The organism is Micromonospora sp. LA-10 (assembly GCF_051853095.1).
Taxonomy (GTDB): Bacteria; Actinomycetota; Actinomycetes; order Mycobacteriales; family Micromonosporaceae; genus Micromonospora; species Micromonospora echinospora_A.
This window is the reverse complement of record NZ_CP195710.1, coordinates 2,344,232-2,370,060: the sequence shown is the minus strand read 5'-3', so window position 1 is coordinate 2,370,060 and position 25,829 is coordinate 2,344,232. Positions and strand designations below refer to the sequence as shown.

Sequence of the window (25,829 nt, the reverse complement as noted above, 5' to 3'; positions counted from 1 at the left end):
GTTCAGCGCTCTGTCGTACGAGGTGGGGCGGTGCTGCCGCGCGGCGTGAGGTGCGCGGTCTCGTCCTGAACCACGGCGGCCGGCTCGCCGGCTATCACCGCCAGGAGCTGCCGGGCGGCGTGCGCGCCGTACGCGGGGATGTCCCGGCCCAGCGCGGTCAGCGGCGGGTGCACCAGCCGGCAGAGCGGCGAGTCGTCCCAGGCCACGATGGACAGGTCGCCGGGTACGGTCAGGCCCATCTCCTGGGCCACCGAGAGCCCGGCGATCGCCATCACGTCGTTGTCGTAGATGACAGCTGTGGGCCGGGCGGCGGAGCTGAGCAGCCGGCGGGTGGCCCGCGCGCCCTCCTCGCCGGTGTAGTCGGACCAGACCGTGTGCGCCTCGTCCAGCCCGAGCCGCCGGCACACGCCGGCGAACGCCTCGGTGCGGATCTCGGTGTGCAGCAGCGACGGCAGCCCGCCGACCCGGGCGATGCGCCGGTGTCCGAGCGCGACCAGGTATTCCACCGTCTCGACCAGCGCTGCCGCGTCGTCGGACCAGACGCTCGCCAGGCCGCCGGTGTGGCCGGGGCCGCCGATCACCACCGCCGGCAGTTGCAGTTCCTCCAGCGCCGGTACCCGCCGGTCGTCGGTGCGCAGGTCGCAGACGAGCACGCCGTCGACCCGGCGTTCGGCCCACCACCGCCGGTACACAGCGATCTCGGCGTCCTGGTCGCTGACCACCTGGAGGGTGAGCGCGTACGAGCGGGCCGACAGCTCCGCCTCGACGCCGCTGATCAGCTCCATGAAGAACGGCTCGATGCCGAGTATCCGGGCGGGGCGGCACAGCGCCAGCCCGACCGCCTTGGCTGTCGCGCCGGACAGCGCGCGGGCGGCGCTGCTCGGCCGGAACCCGATCTCGGCGGCGATCGCGAGGATGCGCTGGCGGGTCGCCTCGGAGACGCCGGGCTGGCCGTTGAGCGCGTACGACACCGCGCCCTTGGAGACCCCGGCACGCCGGGCGACGTCGGCGATGGTCGGCCGCTTCACCGGAGCGTTCCTCCACTGTGTCCGGCCCTCGCGGGCGTTCTCGGTCGCCGGGCTCACCGGCGTCTGGTGACGCTACTGCACCGGCGCCGCGGCCCGGTGCGCGTGGGCGGCGGCCGGCGGGTCACCCGGCGACCGCCGCTTGTGCGGTTCAGCTTAGAGCGCCGCTCACCCGGCGCCTGCCGCGAGCGGCCCCGAACTACGGGCATGAACTGCGGCGAGGTTACCGGACCGGCACGTTCGTAACCGCCCGTTGACAGCCCTGGGGGTGAACCGTACGGTGGCCTCACTTATCCGGTTCAGTCAACGCTCTTCGATATCGGGAGCGTTCCCATTCGGCGCGGAGGATGAGATGAGACGGTCCTGGACGCACCTGGCGCGCGTGGCCGCCGCCGGTGCCGTCGCCCTGGTCATGGTCGCCGCGTGCAGCGGCAGGAGCACCACCGGCGGCTCGGACGCGGGCGGCGGTCAGGTCACGCTGAAAATCAACTTCTGGGGCGACTTCGGCCTCCAGGACCTCAAGGCCAAGTACGAGGCCGAGCACCCGAACGTCAAGATCCAGCTCAACTCGGGCGAGTACAACGCCCAGCACGAGGACCTGCAGAAGAAGCTCGTCGCCGGCAACGGCGCGCCGGACATCGCGGCGATCGACGAGGGCTTCATGGTCCAGTTCCGCAGCCAGTCCGACAAGTTCGTCAACCTGCTCGACAAGGGCGCCGGCTCGTACGAGAGCAAGTACCTGCCCTGGAAGTGGAAGCAGTCGCTGTCGGCCGACGGCAAGACGCAGATCGGCCTCGGCACCGACGTCGGCGGCCTGGCCATGTGCTACCGCACCGACCTGTTCAAGGCCGCCGGCCTGCCCACCGAACGCGACCAGGTGTCAGCGCTCTGGCCCACCTGGGACAAGTTCATCGAGGTCGGCCAGCAGTACACCGCGAAGACGAAGAAGAAGTTCATCGACGCGGGCACCAACCTGTTCAACCCGATCCTCGGCCAGCAGCCGGTCGGCTTCTACGACGAGCAGGACCAACTCCGGATGGAGCAGGGCCCGAAGGCCGCGTTCGACTACACGGTCAAGGCTGTGAGCGCCGGGCTCTCGGCCAACCTGGTCAGCTTCCAGGCCGACTGGGACAAGGGCTTCACCAGCGGCGCGTTCGCGGTGCTCGCCTGCCCGGCGTGGATGCTCGGCCACATCAAGGACACCGCGCCCGGCACCCAGGGTAAGTGGGACATCGCCGCGGTACCCGGTGGCGGCGGCAACTGGGGTGGCTCCTTCCTGACGCTGCCGAAGCAGGGCAAGAACGTCGACGAGGCGTACAAGCTGCTGACCTGGCTGGTCGCGCCGGAGCAGCAGATCGAGATCTTCAAGAAGGTCGGCAACCTGCCGTCGCAGCCGGCGCTCTACGCCGACCCGGCCATCGCCGACTTCAAGAACCCGTTCTTCAACGACGCCCCGGTCGGCCAGATCTTCCCGAAGATGGCGCAGGGCCTCACCCCGCAGTACCTGGGCCGCAAGAACGGTCCGACCCGGGTGGCGGTGGAGAACGTGATCCGGCGGGTGGAGAACAAGTCGCTCAAGTCCGACGCCGCCTGGTCCGAGGCGGTCAAGGAGGCCGAGAAGGCCGCGAAGTCCTGACGTGTCAGCGGGGACGGGGCGGCCCGGACCGTCCCGTCCCCGTCCGATCTCCCGGCCCTGGAGTGAACAGATGTCCAGCACCCGTGCCGCGCCCGCGCCGCCCGACCGTCCACCCGCGCCGCAGCGCGGCCGTGCCGGAGCCGGCGACCGGCGCATGACCTGGCGCGACCGGCTGTACCGCTTCGACATGCGCTACATGCCGTACCTGATGATCGCGCCGTTCTTTCTGCTCTTCATCGTGTTCGGGCTGTTCCCGCTGCTGTTCAACGCGGTCGTGTCGCTGCGGAACTACCGGCTGGACGACCCGACGCTGCCGTACTGGGCGGGCACGGAGAACTTCAGCCGCCTGTTCGCCGACGAGGACTTCTGGAACGCCCTGGCCAACACGTTCGGCATCTTCCTGCTCTCCACGGTGCCGCAACTGCTGCTCGCGCTGCTCGTCGCGTCGCTGCTCAACCGCAAGCTGCGGGCGCAGACCTGGTGGCGGGTCGGTGTGCTGCTGCCGTACGTGACGCCGATCGTGGCCTCGACGATGGTGTTCAGCGTCTTCTTCTCCCGCGACTTCGGCATGGCGAACTGGGCGCTGGGCCTGCTCGGCATCGGCGGCGCGGACGACCCGATCGACTGGCGGGCGGACAAGCTGCACGCCTGGATCGCCATCGCCACGATGGTCAACTGGAAGTGGATCGGCTACAACGCGCTGCTCTACCTGGCCGCCATGCAGTCCATCCCGCGCGACGTCTACGAGGCCGCGGCCATCGACGGCGCCGGGCCGTGGAAGCAGCTGTGGCGGATCACCGTCCCGATGATCCAGCCGGTGGTGGTGTTCACAGTCATCCTCTCCACCATCGGCGGGTTGCAGCTGTTCACCGAGCCGATGCTGTTCGACCCGAACGCGCAGGCCGCCACCGGCGGGCCGGACGGGGAGTGGCAGACCATCGCCCAGCTCATCTACAAGGTCGGCTGGAAGGACCTCAACCTCGGGTACGCCGCCGCGATGTCCTGGGCGCTGTTCCTGATCATCCTGGTCGTCGCCGGCCTCAACTACCTGCTGACCAACCGACTCTCCGGAGGCCGCCGGTGACGACCCGACGTGTGGTGGCCCGGGCGCCGCAGGACACCCCGGCCGGCCTCTGGACCTATCTGCTCCTCGCGGTGAGCATGCTGTTCGCCGCGTTCCCGCTCTACTGGATGTTCGTCATCGCCACGAGCAACGACGAGGCGCTGGCGAAGCTGCCGCCCGCGGTGATCCCCGGCGACCGCTTCCTGACGAACGTCGAGGAGGTCTTCTCCCTCCAGGACGTCTACTTCGCCGCGTCACTCGTCAACAGCGTCATCGTCTCCGCGGTGGTGACCGCCTCGGTGCTGTTCTTCTGCTCGCTCGCCGGGTTCGCGTTCGCCAAGCTGCGCTTCAAGGGCAGCGGCGCGCTGATGCTGTTCGTGGTGCTCACGCTCACCGTGCCCAACCAGCTCGGCATCGTCGCGCTCTACATCGTGATGGGCAAGCTCGGCTGGAACGGCACGTTGCTCGCGGTCATCGCGCCCGGCCTGGTCACCGCGTTCGGCGTGTTCTACATGCGGCAGTTCATCGTGAACACCGTCCCGGACGAACTGGTCGAGTCGGCCCGGGTCGACGGCGCCACGACCATGCGGGTGTACGCGACCATCGTGCTCCCGTCGATCCGCCCGGCGCTGGCGGTGCTGGGCCTGCTCACGTTCGTGGCCACCTGGAACGACTTCCAGTGGCCGCTGATCACGCTCAGCGGCACCGACTACCCCACCTCGATGGTGGCGGTGTCCGACCTGGCCAGCGGCAACTACGTGATCTACCGGCGGGTGCTCGCGGGCGCGTTCATCGCCACCGTGCCCCTGCTGGTCATGCTGTTCATCGGTGGACGTCAGATCGTCCGCGGAATCATGGAAGGCGCGGTGAAGTCGTGAGCCGTCGAACGCTGCTGCACGAGGGGTGGACGCTGCGGGCCGAGCCCGGCCCGGCGGTGCCGCCGGAGATCGCCGGAGTGGCGGTGCCGGCGACGGTGCCCGGCTGCGTGCACACCGACCTGCTCGCGGCCGGCCTGATCCCCGACCCGTACCTGGACGACAACGAGAACCGCCTCACCTGGATCGGCCGCACCGACTGGGTCTACGAGACCACGTTCGGATGGCGGCCCGGTGACGACGAGCGGGTCGACCTGGTCTGCGCCGGCCTGGACACCGTCGCCACAGTGACGCTCAACGGCGTCGAGATCGGCCGCACCGAGAACCAGCACCGCTCGTACCGCTTCGACGTCCGCGCGCTGCTGCGCCCGGACGGCAACACCCTGGCCGTACGCTTCGACTCCCCCTACCGGTACGCGGAGGCGCACCGGGACCGGCTCGGCGACCGGCCCAACGCGTACCCGGAGCCGTTCCACTTCATCCGCAAGACCGCCTGCAACTTCGGCTGGGACTGGGGACCGACGCTCGTCACCGCCGGCATCTGGCGCGACATCGGCCTGCACGCGTGGTCCACGGCCCGGCTCGCCTCGGTCCGGCCGCTGGTCACAGTGGTCGACGGCGTCGGCCGGGTCGAGCTGCACGCCGAGGTCGAGCGGGCCGGCGACGAGCCGCTGACCGTGCGCGCCGCCGTCGCCGGGGTCACCGCCGAGGTCGCCGTACCGGCGGGGGAGCGGGCCGCCGTCGTGACGCTCACCGTCGCGGACCCCGCGCTGTGGTGGCCCATCGGGTACGGCGAGCAGCCGTGGTACGACCTCGACGTGAGCCTGCACGCCGCCGACGGCCGGGAGCTGGACGCCGAGTCCCGCCGGATCGGCTTCCGCTCGGTACGTGTGGACACCACGCCCGACGCCCACGGCACCCCGTTCGCGCTGCACGTCAACGACGTGCCGGTGTTCGTCAGGGGCGTCAACTGGATCCCCGACGACGCGTTCGGAAACCGGGTCACCCGCGACCGTCTCGCGCAGCGGTTCGGCCAGGCGACCGGCGCGAACGTCAACCTGCTGCGCGTCTGGGGCGGCGGCCGGTACGAGTCGGACGACTTCTACGACCTGGCCGACGAGATGGGCCTGCTGGTGCAGCAGGACTTCCTGTTCGCCTGCGCGGCGTACCCGGAGGAGGAACCGTTCCGCACCGAGGTCGAGGCGGAGGCGCGGGAGCAGGTCACCCGGCTCACCGGGCACCCGTCGCTGGTGCTCTGGACCGGCAACAACGAGAACATCTGGGGCTGGCACGACTGGGACTGGCAGGAGCCCCTCGCGGGCCGGACCTGGGGACGCGGCTACTACCTGGAGATGCTGCCCGCGATCGTCGGCGAGCTGGACCCGACGGTCCCGTACTGGCCGGGCAGCCCCTGGTCCGGCAGCGAGGAGCGGCACCCCAACGACCCGGCGCACGGCACCACGCACATCTGGGACGTGTGGAACACCGACGACTACACCCGCTACCGGGACTACGTGCCCCGCTTCGTGGCCGAGTTCGGCTACCAGGCGCCGCCCGCGTACGCGTCGCTGCGCCGGGCCCTGTCCGACGAACCGCTCGCGCACGACTCGCCGGGCATGACGCACCACCAGAAGGCCGCCGACGGGGACCGCAAGCTCCGGCGCGGGCTCGACGCCCACCTGCCGCCGCCCGCCGACTTCGACGACTGGCACTACCTCACCCAGCTCAACCAGGCCCGCGCCATCCAGCTCGGCGTGGAGCACTTCCGCTCGCACCGGCCGGTCTGCGCCGGCACCGTCGTGTGGCAGCTGAACGACTGCTGGCCGGTCACGTCCTGGTCGGCGATCGACGGCGACGGGCGCCGCAAACCCCTCTGGTACGCGCTGCGCCGCGCCTACGCCGACCGGCTGCTGACAGTGCAGCCGCGCGACGGCGGGCTGGCGCTGGTGGCGGTGAACGAGACCGCGCAGGCGTGGAGCGGGCCGGCCACCGTCACCCGGCTGACCCTCACCGGGGAGCCGAGGGCGAAGACCTCGGTCGACCTCGACGTCCCGGCGTACTCCTTGGTGGTGCTGGCGCTGCCGGCGGAGGTGGCGCGGCCGGACGACGGGCGCGCCGAACTGCTCGTCGCGGACGCCGGGGACGCGGCGGAGCGCGCGCTGTGGTTCTTTGCCGAGGACCGCGACGTGCGGTGGCCGGCGGCGCGGTGGGACGCGACGGTCGAGCCGGTCGACGGTGGGCAGCGGGTCCGGGTGACCGCCCGGACGGTGCTGCGCGACCTGACGCTGTTCGCTGATCGCCTCGATCCGGCCGCGCAGGTGGACCGGGCGCTGGTGACGCTGCTGCCGGGGGAGAGCGTGACGTTCACCGTGCGCGCCACCCGCCCGCTCGACGCCGCCGCGCTCACCTCCCGGCCGGTGCTGCGCTGCGTCAACGACCTGGTCTGAGCCGATCACACCATCTCCATCGATTTGAAGAGTTCTGCAAGTGCTAAAGTCTTCATAGTCGTTGGAGGGGCGTGTCATGTCGGTACCGCTGTACCAGGCGAAGGCGGAGCTGTTCCGGACCCTCGGGCACCCGGTCCGCATCCGGGTGCTCGAACTGCTCCAGGACGGACCGAAGCCGGTACGCGACCTGCTCGCCGCCATCGACGTGGAGGCGTCGAACCTCTCCCAGCAGCTCGCCGTGCTGCGCCGCGCCGGCATGGTCACCTCGTACCGGGACGGCCCGCTGGTGATGTACGCGCTCAGCACCCCCGACGTGGCCGACCTGCTCGCCGCTGGGCGGCGGATCCTCGGCGCGGTCCTCACCGACCGGGACGCACTGCTGGACGAGCTGCGGGCCTCCGGGGCGGACCGGTGAGCACGGCTGCCCTTCGTGCCGGTGACGTCGTACGGCAGGCGGGCCGGCTGTTCGGCGGGCTGATGCCCGGCCGGGCCGACTGGGCGGCGGTGCGCCGCTCGCCCCGGCGCGACCTGGTCGCCGGCCTCACCGTCGCCGTGGTGGCGCTGCCCCTGGCGCTCGCCTTCGGCGTCACCTCCGGGCTCGGCGCGCAGGCCGGCCTGATCACCGCCGTGGTCGCCGGGGCCGTCGCGGCGATCTTCGGCGGCTCCAACCTCCAGGTCTCCGGCCCCACCGGGGCGATGACGGTGGTGCTGGTGCCGGTGATCCAGCAGTTCGGCGCCGGTGGCGTGCTGATGGTCGGCGCGCTGGCCGGGCTGATCCTGATCGCGCTCGCCCTGGCCCGCCTCGGCCGGTACGTCCGCTACCTGCCGACCCCGGTGATCGAGGGCTTCACCGCCGGCATCGCCGTGGTCATCGCGCTGCAACAGGTGCCGGCCGCGCTCGGCGTCACCGCCGCGCACGGCGAGAAGGTGTGGGCGGTGGCCGCCGACGCGGTCGCCCGGTTCGCCGCGCATCCCCGGCCCGCCGCGATCGCGGTGGCGCTCGGCGTGGCGGCGCTGATGCTGCTCGGCGCCCGGTGGCGGCCCGCCGTGCCGTTCTCCCTGGTCGGGGTGGCCGCCGCCACGATCCTCGCCGAGCTGGCCCCGATCGACCTGGCCCGGATCGGCGAGCTGCCGCAAGGGCTGCCCTCGCCGTCGCTGGCCTTCCTGGACCTCGGCGCGGTGGGCGTGCTGCTGCCCAGCGCGCTGGCAGTGGCCGCGCTCGCCGCCCTGGAAAGCCTGCTCTCGGCCACCGTGGCGGACGGCATGACGGTCGGCGAGCGGCACGACCCGGACCGGGAACTGTTCGGCCAGGGCCTGGCCAATCTCGCCTCCCCGGTCTTCGGCGGCATCCCGGCGACTGCCGCCATCGCCCGTACCGCGGTGAACGTCCGCGCCGGGGCGTCCTCGAAGCTCGCCGCGCTCACCCACGCGGTCGCCCTGGCCGCGATCGTGCTCGCCGCCGCCCCGCTCGTGGGCCGCATCCCGCTGGCCGCCCTGGCCGGCGTGCTGCTCGCCACCACGATCCGGATGGTGGAGGCGGCCTCCCTGCTGGCGCTGATGCGGGCCACCCGGGCCGACGCGGTGGTGCTGGTGCTGACGTTCGCCGTCACCGTCATCTGGGACCTGGTGACCGCGGTGGTCGTAGGGCTCGCCGTCGCGGTCGTGCTGGCGCTGCGCGCGGTGGCCCGCAGCGCCAAGCTGGAACAGGTACCGCTGGACACCGGCGAGCACAGCGCCGAGGAGCACGAGCTGCTCGCCGAGCACATCGTGGCGTACCGGCTGGACGGGCCGCTGTTCTTCGCCGCCGCGCACACGTTCCTGCTGGAGCTGGCCGAGGTGGCCGACGTACGGGTGGTGATCCTGCGGATGTCCCGCGTCTCCACCGTCGACGCCACCGGCGCCCAGGTGCTCGGCGACGCCATCGCCCGGCTGCGGGCCCGGGGGATCACGGTGCTGCTCTCCGGCATCACCCCGGGCCACGACCAGGTGCTCAGCACGCTCGGCGTCGCCGAGGAGCTGCGCCGCGAGGGCCTGGTCTTCGCGGACACCCCGGCCGCGATCCGGTACGCCCGGGGTGTCGCCCTCGCCGCGAGCCCGGCCTAGGCTTCCGTCCCCAGGTCCTCCTCCGCCTGCCTGCGCACGCCGAAGATGATCAGGTAGCCGAGGATCCATACCTCGCCCACAGTGGCGGGGACCACCAGCAGGTCGCCGGCGGCGCCGGCGTCGGGGGCGAGGTACGCGGCGAACGTCATGAGCACGTAGCCGACACCACCGGCGACGAGGACCCAGCCCAGCGGGCGGGGCAGCCAGCCCGACCGGAGCACGCACCAGCCCATCGGCACCAGCCAGAGGCCGAAGAAGAGCCCGCCCACCTCCCACAGATTCCCGCTGACCAGGTAGAGCAGTTGGACGGTGTCGGCGTCGCCGGGGCCGCCGGTCGCGACCTGCAGGGCCGTCCCGAGCACGGCGGCGCTGCCGAGGATCGCGACGGCGTTGACGAGCCCGAAGGCGGCGATGCTGCCCGCGGCGATGCTGTCGACGGTACGGAACAGGCGGTAGAACCAGACGGCGGTGAGCGTCTGGGCGAGGACGACCAGTAGTTCGAGGGCGATACCGAGGCGGGCCAGCGACTCGTGGGCCACCAGGTTGGCCAGCGTCGCGCCCGCGTCGTCCGCGTCGAAGATCATCGGGCGGACGGTGAGGAACCCCAGCGCGCCGGTGACGGCGAGCCCGAGGTAGAACAGCCCGGTCACCCGGGCGGTACGGATCAGCTGTGGCATGGCGGCTCCTTGGGGGGTGATCAACGTTCCGCGGCGAGGGCCGCCTTACGTCGTAAGGCAAACCATACGCTGTAAGGTCAAGGGGAGATGGGGAGCCGGATGGGAGCGAGGAAGCCTCGGGAGCCGCTGAGCCGCGAGCGGGCTCTGGCCAGCGCGATCGCCCTGGTGGACGCCGAAGGGATGGGCGCGCTCACGATGCGCCGGCTCGCCGCCGAACTCGGCGTCGAGGCCATGTCGCTCTACCACCACCTACCCGGCAAGGCCGGACTGCTCGACGGCCTCGTCGACGCGGTCGCCACGGAGATCACCTCAGCCGCCGAGCGGGCCGAGGCGGACGCCCCCGGCGGCGACTGGCGGACCCGGCTGCGGCTGCGCTTCCTCGCCGCGCGCGCGGTCATGCTGCGGCACCCGTGGGCCCCCGCGCTGCTCAGCTCCCGCCCGACCGTCCCCGCCGGGGTGTACGCCTACTACGACGGCATCCTCGCCACCCTGGTCGACGGCGGCTTCTCGTACCGGATCGCCCACCGGGCGCTGCATGCGTTCGGCAGCATGGCGCTCGGCTTCGCGCAGGAGGTGTTCCGGCCGGACGCGGGCGGGGAGACCGACGCGGCGGCAGCGGAGGCCGAGATGGCGGCACTGGCCGAGCGGCTGCCGCACCTGGCCGCGATGGTCGCCGCCGAGATGCACGACGCGGCGGACCCGACGCGCGGATGGTGCGATTCTCAGACCGAGTTCGAGTTCACACTCGACCTGCTCTTCGACGGCCTGGAGCGACACCTGCCGAGCGCCTGAACCGCCGCGCGGGTCAGGCGCGAACTGTCGGGTGGAACCTCATGGGTGTCTCCGCGCCCGTTTGACACCCATGGCGTTCCACCGACGCGACTCGGTCCTGCCATTCGCAGTCAGGTATCGGACTGAGAACAGGACCCGAGCCGAATTGATGAGTTGTCCTATCCGTCCGGCATTCGTTTCGACCGGGACGGATTGCTCTACATCCGACTGGTCAACCATTTTCGTTCGTACGCGCCGATGGTCGCGCCACTTTTCGATCGGGCTCACGAGTAACTTCTCGTACCACCGCATTCACGAGGAGTCACTTATGTCTGAGGAAACCTGGCTCGCGGCGCGTCTGATTCCCACCTCGGGCATCAACGGCGCCGAAGAGCAGGAACGCCGGGCGACCTCCGCCCTGCTGGCGGTGATGAGCGCGGTCCGGGAGTTCGGGCGTGTGCTGACCCAGTCCGTCGGCGCACCGGCCGGAGTCGTGCAGACCTTCATCGAGGTCCCCTTCAAACTCGGAAACCAGCAGCTCTTTCCGGACGGCCTCATCCGCGTCACCAGAGGACAGCGCCAATGGACCGCGCTCGTGGAGGTGAAGACCGGCAGTAACCCGCTGCGCTCCGAGCAGTTGGAGGCATACCTGGACATCGCGCGGGAGCAGGGATTCGACGCCCTCATCACGATCTCCAACGAGATCGCCCCCGTCCCGGGTCAGCATCCGACGACAGTCGATCGCCGGAAACTGCGCAAGGTCGCCCTCTATCACCTGCCCTGGACGGAGATCCTCACCCAGGCCGTGATTCAGAAGGAATACCGGGGCGTCGCAGACCCGGATCAGGCATGGGTTCTGGGCGAGTTGATCCGATACCTCGAACACCCGCGTTCGGGCGCTCTTGAGTTCAGCGACATGGGGCCGGCCTGGGTGCAGGTGCGGGACGGGGTGTCGGCCGGGACGCTGCGGGCCGGCGACGGTGCGGCAGCGCAGGTCGCCGGCCGCTTCGACGCCCTGATCCGTTACGCGTGCCTCCGACTCGGCCGACAGTTGGGCACCGACGTGACTCCCGCACTGAGCCGCCGCGACCTCGCCGACCCGGCCGCACGTACCCAGTCGCTCGCCAACCAACTCGCCAGTGCCGGCACCCTGACCGGCAGCATCCGGATTCCGGGCGCGGTCGGCCATCTTCACGTGACGGCCGATCTGCGGGCCGGGCAGATCGTCTGCCACGTCGATGTCGACGCTCCGCGGTCGGGGCGGCCGACCACCCGGGTGAACTGGCTGGTTCGTCAACTGAAGGACGCGCCGGACACGGTCCGGATCGAGGCATTCGCCATGCACGCCCGAGGCGGTGGCGCCACCGATCTCCTCCGCCAGGTACGCACCGAGCCGACGACGCTCATCAGTGATCCCTCGCGCGAACTGCGGGCTTTCCGTGTCGCCCAGAGCGCAGCTGCGGGAACCAAGCGCGGCAGTGGCCGGGGCGCCTTCATCGACTCCGTGCTGCACGCCGTTGACGACTTCTACGAGCAGATCATCCAGAACCTCAAGCCGTGGATGCCCGCGGCGCCCCGGTTGCGTACGTCGGACGACGTCATTCCCGTGCAGCCGGTCGCTTCCAGCCTCGTCTCCACCGCCATCTCGTCCCAGGACAGCCCTGAGTTCGACACCCAGGGAACGCCCGGCGGCTCTGGTTCCTCGGACCGCGCCGACGAGTGATCCCACCGTCTCGCCGCCGAGCTTCCGACCGAGCTGGTGGCCGCCCGCAGCTCGTCCAGGGCGTAGGGCGCGAGTGAGTATTCGGCGTTCTCGCCCGCGGAGCACTCGGCGTAACGGCGCTTGCACGCCAGGACGCCCTCGACACGGAGGTGCTCCTCCGGCTCGCCCTGGAACGGACGCCCGCCGGCACCGCCGGGTTCGGGCGGCGCCGGGCGGGTACCAGGGCGGCATGACTGATCCGGTTGAGCTGTCCGAACTGCACGCCGGAGGCGCCGACCCCGACGACGTCATCCCGGACGAGCCGCACGCGGACCTGGACGGCACCGACGAGAACTCACCGGCCGAGTTCGGCCTGCCCATCGACGGCACCGCCCCGGCCGAGGAGGACCCGCCCCGCCCTTGACGCGCCTGCCGTCGTGCAGCGCGCCCTCGCGGCGAGTGGAACGCCATGGGTGTCAAACGGGACCGGAGACACCCATGGCGTTCCACCCGACGGCTCTGCGGGCGAGCGCTAGTTGGGCAGGGCGGCGAGGCCGGCCAGCAAGTCCCACCGTTCGGCCTCGGTGAGCACCGCGTACGTGGGCTCGTCGCGGCGGTCGGTGTCCGCCTCGATAGCCGCGCGTTGCGGCCCGTCCGGCAGCGCGCGAATCTCGTCGGCGGTCAGCCCGGCGGCCCGCCACGCGGCCCGGTGCGCGTCCGCGCGGTGGTGCCGCAACGAGCCCAGCCGGGTGACGAGCAGCAGCGCCGGGGAGGCGTCCTCCGGCTCGTACGGCGGGGACATCGCCCGGAACACCGGCCCGCCGGTGGCCTGCGCGTGCGCCAGCGTCCGGCCGACCAGCTCGGCGAGCCGGGGCACGATGCCCAGGCCGGGCAGTACGCCGGGCAGCATGGCCCACAGTTCCTCGGCGGCCTCGCCGGTGGCCCGCTGGGCGAACAGCGTCAGCTCCCGGCCCAGGTTGGTGAGGTGCCACGCGCCCTCATCGTCCCGGACGACGACGCCCTGCGCCAGCTCCTCGTCCATGCTGCCGGAGGTGTAGATCAGGCCGTCGGCCAGCGCCTCGGCGGGCATCGGCCGGGCCAGCACACCGGAGAAGAAGCTGTTCTCCGCGCCGAGTGTGCAGCCCCGCTCGGCGTAGAACGCCTCCATCCGGGCGCGGGCTGCCCAGCGGGCGCCCACGTACACCCGGTCGATCGCGGGCCGGACCAGTCGCGCGTAGCTAACAGTCGTCTCCACGCCGCCGGACGTTACCGGCGCGCGGGCGTTAAGAAGGGCCCCCTCCTCTACCGGAGGCGTTAATAGGGGGCCCTTCCTTACGTCACTCGGGGACGCGGCGGTAGGCGCCGTCGCTGGCCGAGGTCGCCATCGACGCGTACGCGCGCAGCGCCGCCGACACCGGACGCTGCCTGTCGACCGGGGTGTACGGGCGGTCCCGCTTCTCCTCGGCCACCCGCCGCGCCTCCAGCTCGTCGGCTGGGACGTTCAGCTCGATCGACCGGCCCGGGATGTCGATGACGACCTCGTCGCCGTCGCGGACCAGCGCGATCAGCCCACCGGAGGCCGCCTCGGGCGAGACGTGCCCGATGGACAGGCCGGAGGTGCCGCCGGAGAAGCGGCCGTCGGTGAGCAGCGCGCAGGAACGGCCCAGCCCTCGGCCCTTGAGGAACGAGGTGGGGTAGAGCATCTCCTGCATGCCGGGGCCGCCCTTCGGGCCCTCGTACCGGATCACCACGACGTCCCCGGCGACGATCTCCTTGGCGAGGATGGCGGTCACCGCGTCGTCCTGCGACTCGTAGACCTTGGCCGGGCCGCGGAACGTCAGGCACTCCTCGGGCACGCCGGCGGTCTTCACCACGCAGCCGGCCGGCGCGAGGTTGCCGTGCAGGATGGCCAGCCCGCCGTCCGCGCTGTAGGCGTGCTCCCCGTCGCGGATGCAGCCGCCGGCCGCGTCGGTGTCCAGCGACGACCAGCGGTTGGTGGTGGAGAACGGCTCGGTGGTGCGCACACCGCCCGGGGCGGCGTGGAACAGCTCGATCGCCTCCGGCCGGGCCGCGCCGCCGCGCACGTCCCAGTCGGCCAGCCACTTGTCGAGGCTGGGGGAGTGCACCGACCGCACGTCGCGGTGCAGCAGCCCGGCGCGGTCCAGCTCACCGAGGATGGCCGGGATGCCGCCGGCCCGGTGCACGTCCTCCATGTGGTAGTTCGGCGAGTTCGGGGCGACCTTGGCCAGGCACGGCACCCGGCGGGAGATCGCGTCGATGTCGGCCACGCCGAAGTCCAGCTCCGCCTCGCGGGCGGCGGCGAGCAGGTGCAGCACGGTGTTCGTCGAGCCGCCCATGGCCACGTCGAGGGCGATCGCGTTCTCGAACGCCTCCCGGCCGGCGATCGAGCGCGGCAGCACTGAGGCATCGTCGTTCTCGTACCACTGCTTGGCGATCTCCACGATCGTGCGCCCGGCCTCGACGAACAGCGACCGGCGCGCGGCGTGGGTGGCGAGCGTCGAGCCGTTGCCGGGCAGCGCCAGGCCGATCGCCTCGGTGAGGCAGTTCATCGAGTTGGCGGTGAACATGCCGGAGCAGGAGCCGCAGGTCGGGCAGGCGGAGCGCTCGATCTCGCCGAGCTGGTCGTCGGTGACCGCCTCGTTCGAGGAGGCGATCATGGCGTCGATCAGGTCGATCTTGGAGTGGACGACGCCCTCGATCGCCACCGTCTTGCCGGCCTCCATCGGGCCGCCGGAGACGAAGACGGTGGGGATGTTGAGCCGCAGCGCGGCGAGCAGCATGCCCGGGGTGATCTTGTCGCAGTTGGAGATGCAGACCAGGGCGTCCGCGCAGTGCGCGTTGACCATGTACTCGACCGCGTCGGCGATCAGCTCCCGGCTGGGCAGGGAGTAGAGCATGCCGCCGTGGCCCATGGCGATGCCGTCGTCCACGGCGATGGTGTTGAACTCCCGCCCCACGCCGCCGGCCTCGGCCACCGCGTCGGCGACCAGGCCGCCGAGGTCCTTGAGGTGGACATGACCGGGTACGAACTGGGTGAAACTGTTGGCGATGGCGACGATCGGCTTGCCGAAGTCGTCGTCGGTCATCCCGGTGGCCCGCCAGAGGGCCCGGGCGCCGGCCATCGTCCGACCGTGGGTGGAGGTCCTCGACCGCAGCTCAGGCATGACACCCAGTCTGACACCATCCCCGCGGCGCGCCCCCGCCGCGCACCCTGTGTCCCAACAGTTGCACACCCGGTGCCCCACGGGGGGCGCTCATCCGGCACAGTTGACGCGTGCAGTCGTCCCCGGGGATGGTCACCGTCGCGGCGCTGAGCGGGATCGCCGCGGCCGCCGCCACGGTGCTGCTCGCCGCGTCCGCGCGGCGTCGCACCGGCCCCCGCCGGCAGGCCCACCTGCTGCTGGCCGTCGCCGCCGGGGCGGCCCTGCTCAGCCTGCTGGTCGGCCTCGGTGGCCTGCTCGCGGCCGGGGACCACTGGGCGCACCGGCAGGGCCAGCGGACCGGCTGGGCGATCCTGGTCGCGGTGGGCACCACGCTCGCCGGGCTCGGTCTCGGCGCCGCCGTGCTCCGGCTGCCCGGCGCCGCCGCGACCCGCGCCGCCACCGCCCGGCTGCTGCTCGACGGCCTGATCATGGGCAGCGCGCTCTGGTTCGCCGGCTGGGTGGCGTTCAGCGAGCCGACCCGGCTGCTCGGTGACGCCACGCCGACCGCCTGCCTGCCGATCCTGCTGGCCACGATCATCGCGGCGCTGACCACCGGGCTGACCGTGATCCTGGTGCTGCGGGTCGCGCCGCCACGCGGCTGGCTGACCCTGCTCGGCGTCGGCGCGATAGCGGTCACGGCCGGCGGGCTGGGCGTCTCGGCCGGGCTCTGCCAGGCCGGTCCCGGCCTGGCGCTGACCGGCGCCGCGCTGACCGCCGCCGGCCTGCTCGCCACCGCCGTGGCCGGGCGCCGGGCCGACCTGACGCAGCTCGACGTCGATCTCATCCGCCGTGACGGCGAGTACGCCTTCGTGCCGATGTTCGCCATCGCCGCCTCCGCGATGTACCACCTGGTGCAGGGCGGCGGGTTCGACGGGTACGCCATCGTGGCCGGCACCGTCGAGGGCTTCGCCCTGGTCACCCGGCAGTACCTGGCGCTCAACGACGTACGCGGCTACGCGAGCCGGCTGGCCGAGCGGGAGGCGCACTTCCGTGAGCTGGCGCACACCGACCCGCTCACCGGGCTGGCGAACCGGCGCGGGCTGCTGCGGGCGCTGCACCGCGGCGCCGAGGCGGGCGTGCCGTGCGTCCTGCTCGGGCTCGACCTGGACGGGTTCAAGAACGTCAACGACATGCGGGGCCACGACGTCGGCGACGCGGTGCTGATCGAGGTGGGGCGGCGGCTGCGGGGCAACCTGCGGCCCGGCGACCTGGCGGCCCGGCTCGGCGGCGACGAGTTCGCGGTGCTGATGCACGGGTCGGCCGATCCCGGCCCGGTGGCCGACCGGCTGCTCGGGGTGCTCGGCCGCCCGTACGAGCAGGGGGACGGGCCGGTCTTCCTGTCGGTGAGCATCGGGGTGGCGGCCCGGCACGGCGAGACGGACGTGGAGCTGCTGCTGCGCAACGCCGACCTGGCCCTGCGCTACGCCAAGCAGCGGGGCAAGAACCGGATCGAGCGCTACGACGCCACGTACGACCAGTTGCTGAGCCGGCGTACCCGGCTGGAGCACGAGCTGCGCGGCGCGATCGAGCGCGACGAGCTGCGGCTGGTCTTCCAGCCGGTGGCCTCGCTGCCGTCGGTGCGGCCGGTCGGCGCGGAGGCGCTGCTGCGCTGGCGTCACCCGGAGCTGGGCAACGTGCGGCCGGACGAGTTCATCCCGCTCGCCGAGGAGTGCGGGATGATCGCCAAGCTCGGCGCGTGGGTGCTGCATCAGGCCTGCTACCAGCTCTCCCGCTGGCTCGCCGACGGGCACGATGTCTGGGTGTCGGTGAACGTCTCACCGCGTGAGCTGCACGCGCCGGAGTACGTGGTCCAGGTCGCCGAGGCGCTGCGCGCGCACCACGTGCCGCCGCAGCGGCTGGTACTGGAGGTGACCGAGCACGCGGTCGCCACCGACCTGGACGAGCTGATCCGGCGGCTCACCGCGCTGCGGCTGACCGGCGTCCGGATCGCGCTCGACGACTTCGGCGCCGGCTACTCCTCGCTCGGCCAGCTCCGGCGGCTGCCGATCGACATCCTCAAGATCGACCACAGTCTGGTCGCCGAGCACGAGCCGGTCCGGCCGGTCGGGCGGGACGGCCCTGCGTTCGCCCCGATGGTCGACATCGTCATGCGCCTGGGTCACCAGCTCGGCCTGGAGGTGATCGCCGAGGGCGTGACCAACCCGACCGAGCTGGCCGCGGTGGTGGCCGCCGGCTGCCGGTTCGGGCAGGGGGCGCTGTTCGGCTGGGGCGTACCGGCCGAGCACCTGGAGGCGATGCTGGAGGCGGCGACAGCGCCCGGGAACCGGCACACCGCGATGCCGCCGACGCCCCCGGCGCCGCCGGCGCACAGCCCGTCGCCGTTGCTGCCCCGGTTGCGTAACAACCCGCCCGCCACGGTGCCCGCCCAGCGTCCTCCGATGGAGGGATCTTCGCAGGTGGCGCCGGGGATGGAGGGCGTGTCGGGTACCGAAACGCCCACGTCCGTGAACCAAAATGTGGGATCAGTTGACTCATCGCGTGAGATGCGTCAGGCTTAGCCGCATGTCGTCGAACCGGTCGCCGCGAGTACTTACCTGAGCGCACTCTCCCACCGAGAGTGCGCTGGCCCCGTGCATCCTGCACGTGGGCTTTTTTGTTGCCGTCGGACCCATCGCGGGACCTCCGCGTCCCATCCTGAGAAGCGCGTCACCCACTCACTTCCGAAGGCTTGAACCGCCATGACGAGACCCACGCCAGAGACCCTCGCCCACTCCGCCCGCCGTGCCCGTTCCGGCACCGGCGCGGCCGGTGACTCCGACTCCGCCGCCCGCCCCGGTCGTGCCGCCCCGGCGGCCGCCACCGCCGAGACGCCCGTACGGGAGCCCGCCACCGCGCAGGTCTCGGGCGCCGGTTCGCTCGTGCGGTCGCTGGAGGCGCTCGGCGTCGACGTGGTCTTCGGCATTCCGGGCGGTGCGATCCTGCCCGCGTACGACCCGCTCTACGACTCCACGGTCCGGCACATCCTGGTCCGGCACGAGCAGGGCGCGGGGCACGCGGCCACCGGTTACGCGCAGGCCACCGGCCGGGTCGGCGTGTGCATCGCCACCTCCGGCCCGGGCGCGACGAACCTGGTGACGCCGATCGCCGACGCCTACATGGACTCGGTGCCGATGGTGGCGATCACCGGTCAGGTGGCCCGGCCGTCGATCGGCACGGACGCCTTCCAGGAGGCGGACATCCAGGGCATCACGCTGCCGATCACCAAGCACAACTTCCTGGTGCAGACGGCCGACGAGATCCCGCGGGTGCTGGCCGAGGCGTTCCACCTGGCCGCGACCGGCCGGCCCGGCCCGGTGCTCGTCGACATCCCGAAGGACGTGCTCCAGGCGCCCGCGACCTTCTCCTGGCCGCCCGCGCTCGACCTGCCCGGCTACCGGCCCACGCTGCACCCGCACGGCAAGCAGATCCGCGAGGCGGCCCGGCTGATGACCGGCGCCCGCCGTCCGGTGCTCTACGTCGGCGGCGGCGTGCTCAAGGCCGGCGCCACCGAGGGGCTGCGGAAGTTGGCCGAGCAGACCGGCATCCCGGTGGTCACCACGCTGATGGCGCTGGGCGCGTTCCCCGACTCGCACCGCCAGCACCTGGGCATGCCGGGCATGCACGGCACCGTGGCGGCGGTCTACGGCCTGCAGAAGGCCGACCTGATCGTGGCGCTGGGCGCCCGCTTCGACGACCGGGTGACCGGCCGGCTGGACTCGTTCGCCCCGGACGCGACAGTGGTCCACGCCGACATCGACCCGGCCGAGATCGGCAAGAACCGGCACGCCGACGTCCCGATCGTGGGCGACGCGCGGCACGTCATCGACGAGCTGATCGCGGCCGTCACCGCCGAGCAGGCCGCGCACCCGTCGGTCGACCTGACCGACTGGTGGGCGCAGCTCGACGACCTGCGCGAGCGGTACCCGCTCGGCTTCGAGGAGCCGTCCGACGGCACGCTCTCCCCGCAGTACGTGATCAAGCGGCTGGGCGAGATCGCCGGCCCGGACGCGATCTACGTGGCGGGTGTCGGCCAGCACCAGATGTGGGCCAGCCAGTTCATCTCGTACGAGAAGCCGCACACCTGGCTCAACTCCGGCGGCCTGGGCACCATGGGCTACGCCGTCCCGGCCGCGATGGGGGCCAAGGTCGGCAAGCCGGACACCACGGTGTGGGCGGTCGACGGCGACGGCTGCTTCCAGATGACCAACCAGGAGCTGGCCACCTGCGCGCTGGAGGGCATCCCGGTCAAGGTCGCCGTGATCAACAACGGCAACCTGGGCATGGTGCGGCAGTGGCAGACCCTGTTCTACGGGGAGCGCTACTCCAACACCGAGCTGGGCACGCACAAGCACCGCATCCCGGACTTCGTCAAGCTCGCCGAGGCGCTCGGCTGCGTCGGGCTGCGCTGCGAGAACGCCGCCGACGTGGACAAGACCATCGAGGCGGCCATGGCGATCAACGACGCGCCGGTGGTCATCGACTTCGTGGTCGGCAAGGACGCGATGGTCTGGCCGATGGTCGCCGCCGGCACCAGCAACGACGAGATCATGTTCGCGCGGGGCGTGCGTCCCGCCTTCGACGAGGACGAGCTGTAATGACTATGCACACGCTGTCCGTGCTGGTGGAGAACAAGCCGGGTGTCCTCGCCCGCGTCTCCGGGCTGTTCTCCCGGCGCGGGTTCAACATCGACAGCCTCGCCGTCGGCGAGACCGAGAACCCGGACGTCTCCCGCATCACCATCGTGGTCAACGCCGAGTCCTCGCCGCTGGAGCAGGTGACCAAGCAGCTCAACAAGCTGGTCAACGTACTCAAGATCGTGGAGCTGGACCCGCAGGTGTCGGTGGCGCGGGAGCTGCTGCTGGTCAAGGTCCGCGCGGACCGCACGGCCCGCGCCCAGGTGCTGGAGACGGTCAGCCTGTTCCGTGCCCGGGTGGTCGACGTCGCGCCGGACACGCTCACCGTCGAGGCCACCGGCACGCCGGACAAGCTCGACGCGCTGCTGCGTGACCTGGAGCCGTTCGGCATCAAGGAGATGGTCCAGTCCGGCACGGTGGCCATCGGGCGGGGTTCGCGGGCCATCACCGCCGGCCCGGCCCTGCGCGCCGCCTGATCCGTACCCACAAGTTTTTTCGACGGGCCGACGGGCTCCGCCGTACGAAAGGGAAGTCAATGAGCGTTGAGGTGTTCTACGACGACGACGCCGACCTGGGCCTGATCCAGGGCCGCAAGGTCGCCGTGATCGGGTACGGCAGCCAGGGCCACGCGCACGCGCTGTCGCTGCGCGACTCGGGCGTCGACGTGGTGATCGGCCTGCCCGCCGGGTCGAAGAGCCGGCCGAAGGCCGAGGAGCAGGGCCTGCGGGTGCTGACGCCCGCCGAGGCGGCGGCCGAGGCCGACGTGATCATGATCCTGGCGCCGGACACCGCCCAGCGGCACATCTACGCCGAGGCCATCGCGCCGAACCTGTCCGCCGGCAAGGCGCTGTTCTTCGGGCACGGCTTCAACATCCGGTACGGCCTGATCAAGCCCCCGGCCGACGTGGACGTGGCGATGGTCGCCCCGAAGGGCCCCGGCCACCTGGTCCGCCGCCAGTACGTCGACGGCAAGGGCGTGCCCTGCCTGGTCGCCGTCGAGCAGGACGCCAGCGGCAACGCGTTCGGCCTGGCCCTGGCGTACGCCAAGGCGATCGGCGGCACCCGGGCCGGCGCGATCCGGACCACGTTCACCGAGGAGACCGAGACCGACCTGTTCGGCGAGCAGGCGGTGCTCTGCGGTGGCGCGGCGGCGCTGGTGCAGACCGGTTTCGAGGTGCTCACCGAGGCCGGCTACGCGCCCGAGGTGGCCTACTTCGAGTGCCTGCACGAGCTGAAGCTCATCGTCGACCTGATGTACGAGGGCGGCATCGCCCGGATGCGCTACAGCATCTCCGACACCGCCGAGTACGGCGACCTGTCCCGCGGCCCGCGCGTGATCGACTCGCGGGTCAAGGAGGAGATGCGCAAGATCCTCGGCGAGATCCAGTCCGGCGAGTTCGCCCGCGAGTGGGTGGCCGAGGACGAGGCGGGCCGGCCGAACTTCGCCAAGTGGCGGGCCGAGGGCGCGGCGCACCCGATCGAGGAGACCGGGCAGAAGCTGCGCTCCATGATGAGCTGGGTCGACCGGCCGATCACCGAGACCGCCTGAGTTCTTCCCTCGTGCGGCCCGTGGCCCGACGCTCTCCCCGGCGTCGGACCGCGGGCCGCCGTTCGTTCCGCCCACCGCCGGTCAGGCGGGCGGCAGCCCGCCGTCCACCGCACGCGCCTGCTCCACCGACTCGCGGTGGGCCTCGTACGCCTCGTCGAGCCGGCCCAGCGCGCCCAGCCGGTTGCCGAGATTGCCCAGCGCCCGGGAGAGGTCGGCCCGGTGGGCCGGATCCTCGTCGGCCAGTTCCCGGCGCAGGGCCACGCACTCCCGCAGCGTCTCGGCCGCCCCCGCCACGTCACCGGATCGGCTCAGGGCCCGATCCAGGCCGAACAGGGCCGAGCTCAGCAGCGCACGGTAGGTCGGTTGCCCGGCCGCCAGTGACCGGGCCAGCTCGACCGCCTCCCGTCCGGCCGCTGTCCCGGTCATTCCGGCGATCCGCGTGCCGGGCGGTGGCGGATCCTCGTCGCCCCGCCGGAAGTCGGTCATGGCTGTCACCGCGGTCAGGCCCTGGACGAGCAGCGGGCGGAACACCTCGGGCAGATCGACGGCGCGCCGTCGGCAGAGCGGCAGCAACTCCGCCAGGAGGGGCTCCACGTCGTCCCACGCGCCGGTCGTCATCCGCGCCGAGACGAGCGACGCCAGTGACCGGGCCAGCTGGATGCCCCCGCCCTCGCGGGCCACCTCGACGGCTTCGGCGAGCCGGGCGACGCCCTCGCCCGGCCGGTCCGCCTCCAGCAGCAGGCGACCGTGGGCGCGTAGCGCGCCGGCCAGGCCGTGCCCGCGAACCCCGGGGGTCTGGTCGACCCACGGCCGCAGGTGATCGACCGCCTCGGCGGCGGCCCGCTCGGCCGCCTCGATCTCACCCAGCGCCTGCCGGCAGTACGCCTCGACCAGCAGCGCGCCGGCGGACACGCGGTGACCGGGCACGGGTGTGACGGTGCGGAGCACCTCCAGGTCCGCCGCGGACGCGGTCAGCAGGTCCAGCGCGTCGCGGTGCCGGCCGGCCGCGGCCATGCTGTTCGCGAGGTCCACAGCGGTTTCGGCGCCGGCGGCCTTCCAGCGAAACCGGTACCGCCAGGGCAGCCCGAGGTATGCGTCCCGGGCCTGCCGGCGGGCGTCGAGCGCTTCGTCGTGCCGCTCCAGCTTCTCCGCGCAGTCTGCGACCGTCAGCAGGGTGAGGATCCGCCGGGCCCGCTGGTCGCCGGTGAGCGGTTCCGCGTCGGCCCAGGCGCGCAGCGCCAGCCGGGCCGAGGTGAGCGCCGGGTGTACCTGGCCGACATGGGCCCGGTTCCGGGCGAGCAGCGTCCGGGCGGTGGCCAGCGCGACCAGCCCGGGCCGGTCGGACGCCTGCTCGACGTACCCGATCGCCTCGGCGAGCTCGGCGGCGACCGCGGTCGTGGGGCGGACGTCCGGCACGCCGGCGCGGGCCACCAGCGCCCGGGCCAGCACCGTGCGGGTCTGCTCCGGGCGTTCGGCGGCCAGCCGGCGGCAGAGCGCCACCGCCTCCTCGGCGGCGGCCGTCCGCCGGGCCGTGCCGCCCGGCAGTCCGCTCACCACCTGGGACCGGGTGACCAACGCCTCGGCCAGCCGCGGTCCCCAGCCGAGCGGGTCGAGACGGGCCAACGGCCGCAGCAGCGTGATCCGGACGACGACCCACATCGGCGCTTCCTCCCTCGTGGCGACAGCTCCCGTTGTAGCGGGTTCCTGCCAGGGCGGAGCCGGGTGAACGGCTGATGACAGGCGTGCGACGGGCCTGTGTGAGGGCGCTCACCCCGAGGTCCGGGACCCGGAGGCCGGACAGCCACCTACCATCCTTGGTGTGGTGCCCCGGCGCACCCGACGGCCATGGCACGGATAGGCGCAGGGCGCAGCGCGGCGTCCCGACGCCCCCAGGCCGAACCGAAACCGAGCGTCTACGAGGACCGATGACTCCTGTCGTACTGATCGCCGAAGAACTCGCCCCCGCCGCCATCGAGGTGCTCGCCCACGACTTCGACGTGCGCCACGTGGACGGCACCGACCGCCCGGCCCTGCTCTCCGCTCTCTCCGAGGCCGACGCGGTGATCGTACGCAGCGCCACCCAGATCGACGCCGAGGCGATCGCGGCCGCGCCGCGGCTCAAGGTGGTCGCCCGCGCCGGCGTCGGTCTGGACAACGTCGAGGTGCCCGCCGCCACCGCCCGGGGCGTCATGGTCGTCAACGCGCCCACCTCCAACATCGTCTCCGCCGCCGAGCAGGCCGTCGCGCTGCTGCTCGCGGTGGCCCGCAACACCGCCAGCGCCAGCGCCGCGCTCAAGGCCGGCGAGTGGAAGCGGTCCAAGTACACCGGCGTGGAGATCCAGGGCAAGACCGTGGGCGTGGTCGGCCTCGGCCGCATCGGCGTGCTCTTCGCCCAGCGCATCGCCGCGTTCGGCACCCGGCTGATCGCGTACGACCCGTACATCCAGCCGGCCCGCGCCGCGCAGCTCGGCGTCCGCCTGGTCGGGCTGGAGGAGCTGCTGCGGGAGAGCGACTTCATCTCCATCCACCTGCCGAAGACGCCGGAGACGGTGGGCCTGATCGGCGAGAAGGAGCTGGCGATCGTCAAGCCGGGCGTCCGGATCGTCAACGCGGCCCGGGGCGGGCTGGTCGACGAGCAGGCGCTCGCCGACGCGATCGCGGAGGGCCGGGTCGCCGGCGCCGGCGTCGACGTGTACGCCAAGGAGCCCTGCACCTCCTCGCCGCTGTTCGCCTTCGACAACGTGGTGGCCACCCCGCACCTGGGCGCCTCCACCAACGAGGCGCAGGACAAGGCCGGTCTCGCCGTGGCCAAGAGCGTCAAGCTCGCGCTCCAGGGCGAGTTCGTCCCGGACGCGGTGAACGTGCAGGCCGGTGGCGTGGTCGCCGAGGACGTACGCCCGCTGCTGCCGCTGGCCGAGCGGCTGGGCCGGGCGTTCACCGCCCTGGCCGGCGGGGTCGCCGCCAGCGTGACCGTCGAGGTGCGCGGTGAGATCGCCGGCCACGACGTGTCGGTGCTCAAGCTCGCCGCCACCAAGGGGCTGTTCAGCTCCGTGGTGGAGGAGCAGGTCACCTACGTCAACGCGCCGCACCTGGCCGCCGAGCGGGGCGTCGAGGTCACCCTGGCCACGCCGGGCGAGACGGTCGACCACCCGAACCTGGTGACCGTGCGCGGCGCGCTGCCGGACGGGCGTACCGTCCGGGTGTCCGGCACCGTGGTGCACACCGGCGCCCGTGACGTGTTCAAGCTGACCGAGGTGGACGGCTTCGACGTGGAGATCGGCGCGGAGGGCATCCTGGTCTTCCTGCGCTACGCCGACCGGCCCGGCGTGGTCGGCACCGTCGGCACGCTGCTCGGCGAGGCCGGTGTGAACATCGCCGCCATGCAGGTGGCCCGCCGCGAGGCCGGTGGCGAGACGCTGATGACGCTCACCGTCGACCAGGCGCTCGGCGCCGACCTGCTCACCTCCGCCGCCGACTCGATCGGCGCGGTGGCGGCCAGCGCCGCCGACCTGCGCGACGTGTAGTCCGGACAGGACACATCGGGGCCCGGCCGGATGCGGCCGGGCCCTTCGTCGTTCCGGACGGTCAGGAACGCACGCGGGCCGGTGGCGGGTAGACCGAGCCGTCCTGCGCGTCGAAGAGCATCAGGTCGTGTTCGCCGGCCAGCCGTTCGACGTCCAGCAGGACCTGGTCCGGGCAGGCGGGATTCAGGTTCATCTCGATGTGGTCGGCGGCCGTGTGCAGCGGCGCCTCCCACGGCGTACCCGGACGGGGCGGACCGTCGGGGTAGCTCGCCGTGATCGCCCGGTAGAAGGCGACCAGTCTCGGGTCGGGTTGCTGCCTGCCGTGCCAGCCCTCGCGGCACTGCTGCACCGCCGCCCGCACCTGCTCCGGTGTCGCCCCGTTCGGCAGGGCCCACACGCTCAGATCGAAACTCACGGCGGACAGCGTGCCATCCCGGGCCCGGCCCGTCACCTCTGCCCCACCGTGCGTTCACCGGCTGATTGCCGGCACCGATTCCCAAGCGTCCGCTGTGGAGACTCTTGCGTCGAGTTGCGTCGATTCGCTAGCGTACCGTTGCGGTTTCCGGCTGAGTCGATTCCCGGCCCGTCTTCGGGTGGCG

Annotated in this window: 20 protein-coding genes; 14 read left to right on the top strand and 6 right to left on the bottom strand. The window is 72.3% G+C overall.

Annotated elements, in window-relative coordinates; all coding sequences use genetic code 11:
* Window positions 1-2 precede the first annotated feature (2 nt).
* Complete coding sequence (locus tag ACSDG8_RS10980; protein WP_210898787.1) at window positions 3-1,028, bottom strand: LacI family DNA-binding transcriptional regulator; 1,026 nt, start codon at window positions 1,026-1,028, stop codon at window positions 3-5.
* Between the two features lie 349 nt (window positions 1,029-1,377).
* On the opposite strand from ACSDG8_RS10980, the gene ACSDG8_RS10975 reads away from it, so the two are divergent.
* The 6 genes from ACSDG8_RS10975 (at window position 1,378) to ACSDG8_RS10950 (ending at window position 9,149) form a co-directional block, all read left to right on the top strand.
* Window positions 1,378-2,661, top strand: coding sequence for an ABC transporter substrate-binding protein (locus ACSDG8_RS10975; protein ID WP_210898788.1), 1,284 nt, complete (start codon window positions 1,378-1,380; stop codon window positions 2,659-2,661).
* Window positions 2,662-2,731: 70 nt separating this feature from the next.
* Complete coding sequence (locus ACSDG8_RS10970) at window positions 2,732-3,745, top strand: carbohydrate ABC transporter permease (protein ID WP_210898791.1); 1,014 nt, start codon at window positions 2,732-2,734, stop codon at window positions 3,743-3,745.
* Window positions 3,742-4,602, top strand: a complete 861-nt coding sequence (locus ACSDG8_RS10965; protein ID WP_210898793.1) for a carbohydrate ABC transporter permease — start codon at window positions 3,742-3,744, stop codon at window positions 4,600-4,602. The genes ACSDG8_RS10970 and ACSDG8_RS10965 overlap by 4 nt, the downstream gene beginning before the upstream one ends.
* The gene (locus ACSDG8_RS10960; RefSeq protein ID WP_439427857.1) at window positions 4,599-7,046 is read left to right on the top strand and encodes a glycoside hydrolase family 2 protein; all 2,448 of its coding nucleotides are present in this window, start codon (window positions 4,599-4,601) and stop codon (window positions 7,044-7,046) included. The genes ACSDG8_RS10965 and ACSDG8_RS10960 overlap by 4 nt, the downstream gene beginning before the upstream one ends.
* A 76-nt stretch (window positions 7,047-7,122) precedes the next feature.
* Complete coding sequence (locus ACSDG8_RS10955) at window positions 7,123-7,461, top strand: ArsR/SmtB family transcription factor (RefSeq protein WP_184682872.1); 339 nt, start codon at window positions 7,123-7,125, stop codon at window positions 7,459-7,461.
* Window positions 7,458-9,149 (top strand): SulP family inorganic anion transporter, encoded by a 1,692-nt coding sequence (locus ACSDG8_RS10950; protein ID WP_210898799.1) that lies wholly within the window; start codon window positions 7,458-7,460, stop codon window positions 9,147-9,149. The genes ACSDG8_RS10955 and ACSDG8_RS10950 overlap by 4 nt, the downstream gene beginning before the upstream one ends.
* On the opposite strand, the gene ACSDG8_RS10945 is transcribed toward ACSDG8_RS10950, so the two are convergent.
* Window positions 9,146-9,826 (bottom strand): DUF4386 domain-containing protein, encoded by a 681-nt coding sequence (locus tag ACSDG8_RS10945; RefSeq protein WP_439427856.1) that lies wholly within the window; start codon window positions 9,824-9,826, stop codon window positions 9,146-9,148. The genes ACSDG8_RS10950 and ACSDG8_RS10945 overlap by 4 nt on opposite strands.
* Window positions 9,827-9,913: 87 nt before the next feature.
* Between ACSDG8_RS10945 and ACSDG8_RS10940 the strand changes: the two genes are divergently transcribed.
* From ACSDG8_RS10940 to ACSDG8_RS10930, 3 genes are all read left to right on the top strand, one after another.
* Complete coding sequence (locus tag ACSDG8_RS10940; RefSeq protein WP_439427855.1) at window positions 9,914-10,618, top strand: TetR/AcrR family transcriptional regulator C-terminal domain-containing protein; 705 nt, start codon at window positions 9,914-9,916, stop codon at window positions 10,616-10,618.
* A gap of 307 nt (window positions 10,619-10,925) precedes the next feature.
* Entirely contained in the window at window positions 10,926-12,320 is a 1,395-nt protein-coding gene (locus ACSDG8_RS10935; protein ID WP_439427854.1) for a stress response protein, read from the top strand.
* A 229-nt stretch (window positions 12,321-12,549) separates the two neighbouring features.
* Window positions 12,550-12,723 carry a hypothetical protein gene (locus tag ACSDG8_RS10930; RefSeq protein WP_439427853.1) on the top strand — a complete coding sequence of 58 codons (174 nt, stop codon included), beginning with the start codon at window positions 12,550-12,552 and terminating at the stop codon, window positions 12,721-12,723.
* A gap of 108 nt (window positions 12,724-12,831) precedes the next feature.
* On the opposite strand, the gene ACSDG8_RS10925 is transcribed toward ACSDG8_RS10930, so the two are convergent.
* Both ACSDG8_RS10925 and ilvD read right to left on the bottom strand, forming a co-directional pair.
* The gene (locus tag ACSDG8_RS10925) at window positions 12,832-13,554 is read right to left on the bottom strand and encodes a hypothetical protein (RefSeq protein ID WP_439427852.1); all 723 of its coding nucleotides are present in this window, start codon (window positions 13,552-13,554) and stop codon (window positions 12,832-12,834) included.
* 82 nt (window positions 13,555-13,636) lie between these two features.
* Entirely contained in the window at window positions 13,637-15,484 is a 1,848-nt protein-coding gene (gene ilvD / locus ACSDG8_RS10920) for a dihydroxy-acid dehydratase (RefSeq protein ID WP_210898809.1), read from the bottom strand.
* A gap of 110 nt (window positions 15,485-15,594) precedes the next feature.
* On the opposite strand from ilvD, the gene ACSDG8_RS10915 reads away from it, so the two are divergent.
* The 4 genes from ACSDG8_RS10915 (at window position 15,595) to ilvC (ending at window position 21,706) form a co-directional block, all read left to right on the top strand.
* Window positions 15,595-18,042, top strand: a complete 2,448-nt coding sequence (locus ACSDG8_RS10915; RefSeq protein WP_210943067.1) for a putative bifunctional diguanylate cyclase/phosphodiesterase — start codon at window positions 15,595-15,597, stop codon at window positions 18,040-18,042.
* Between the two features lie 180 nt (window positions 18,043-18,222).
* The gene (locus ACSDG8_RS10910) at window positions 18,223-20,118 is read left to right on the top strand and encodes an acetolactate synthase large subunit (protein WP_439427851.1); all 1,896 of its coding nucleotides are present in this window, start codon (window positions 18,223-18,225) and stop codon (window positions 20,116-20,118) included.
* On the top strand, window positions 20,118-20,633 hold the full coding sequence (ilvN, locus tag ACSDG8_RS10905) for an acetolactate synthase small subunit (protein ID WP_210898815.1): 516 nt from the start codon (window positions 20,118-20,120) through the stop codon (window positions 20,631-20,633). Before ACSDG8_RS10910 ends, ilvN begins: the two co-directional genes overlap by 1 nt.
* A 59-nt stretch (window positions 20,634-20,692) precedes the next feature.
* Complete coding sequence (gene ilvC, locus ACSDG8_RS10900) at window positions 20,693-21,706, top strand: ketol-acid reductoisomerase (RefSeq protein WP_210943065.1); 1,014 nt, start codon at window positions 20,693-20,695, stop codon at window positions 21,704-21,706.
* 81 nt (window positions 21,707-21,787) lie between these two features.
* Here the strand turns inward: ilvC and ACSDG8_RS10895 are convergent, their stop codons facing one another.
* Window positions 21,788-23,365: a hypothetical protein gene (locus ACSDG8_RS10895; RefSeq protein WP_210943064.1), complete on the bottom strand. Its 1,578-nt coding sequence runs from the start codon at window positions 23,363-23,365 to the stop codon at window positions 21,788-21,790.
* A 266-nt stretch (window positions 23,366-23,631) separates the two neighbouring features.
* Between ACSDG8_RS10895 and serA the strand changes: the two genes are divergently transcribed.
* Window positions 23,632-25,230 carry a phosphoglycerate dehydrogenase gene (gene serA, locus ACSDG8_RS10890; protein WP_210898821.1) on the top strand — a complete coding sequence of 533 codons (1,599 nt, stop codon included), beginning with the start codon at window positions 23,632-23,634 and terminating at the stop codon, window positions 25,228-25,230.
* 61 nt (window positions 25,231-25,291) lie between these two features.
* Here serA and ACSDG8_RS10885 read toward each other — a convergent pair whose 3' ends face one another.
* Window positions 25,292-25,645 carry a hypothetical protein gene (locus ACSDG8_RS10885; protein WP_210898823.1) on the bottom strand — a complete coding sequence of 118 codons (354 nt, stop codon included), beginning with the start codon at window positions 25,643-25,645 and terminating at the stop codon, window positions 25,292-25,294.
* Window positions 25,646-25,829: the final 184 nt, after the last annotated feature.

Coding starts and splice junctions, on each gene's coding strand:
- ACSDG8_RS10975 (WP_210898788.1), top strand. CDS start 1,378: ATGAGACGGTCCTGGACGCACCTGGCGCGCGTGGCCGCCGCCGGTGCC.
- ACSDG8_RS10970 (WP_210898791.1), top strand. CDS start 2,732: ATGTCCAGCACCCGTGCCGCGCCCGCGCCGCCCGACCGTCCACCCGCG.
- ACSDG8_RS10955 (WP_184682872.1), top strand. CDS start 7,123: ATGTCGGTACCGCTGTACCAGGCGAAGGCGGAGCTGTTCCGGACCCTC.
- ACSDG8_RS10945 (WP_439427856.1), bottom strand. CDS start 9,826: ATGCCACAGCTGATCCGTACCGCCCGGGTGACCGGGCTGTTCTACCTC.
- ACSDG8_RS10940 (WP_439427855.1), top strand. CDS start 9,914: ATGGGGAGCCGGATGGGAGCGAGGAAGCCTCGGGAGCCGCTGAGCCGC.
- ACSDG8_RS10935 (WP_439427854.1), top strand. CDS start 10,926: ATGTCTGAGGAAACCTGGCTCGCGGCGCGTCTGATTCCCACCTCGGGC.
- ACSDG8_RS10930 (WP_439427853.1), top strand. CDS start 12,550: ATGACTGATCCGGTTGAGCTGTCCGAACTGCACGCCGGAGGCGCCGAC.
- ilvD (WP_210898809.1), bottom strand. CDS start 15,484: ATGCCTGAGCTGCGGTCGAGGACCTCCACCCACGGTCGGACGATGGCC.
- ACSDG8_RS10910 (WP_439427851.1), top strand. CDS start 18,223: ATGACGAGACCCACGCCAGAGACCCTCGCCCACTCCGCCCGCCGTGCC.
- ilvN (WP_210898815.1), top strand. CDS start 20,118: ATGACTATGCACACGCTGTCCGTGCTGGTGGAGAACAAGCCGGGTGTC.
- ilvC (WP_210943065.1), top strand. CDS start 20,693: ATGAGCGTTGAGGTGTTCTACGACGACGACGCCGACCTGGGCCTGATC.
- ACSDG8_RS10895 (WP_210943064.1), bottom strand. CDS start 23,365: ATGTGGGTCGTCGTCCGGATCACGCTGCTGCGGCCGTTGGCCCGTCTC.
- serA (WP_210898821.1), top strand. CDS start 23,632: ATGACTCCTGTCGTACTGATCGCCGAAGAACTCGCCCCCGCCGCCATC.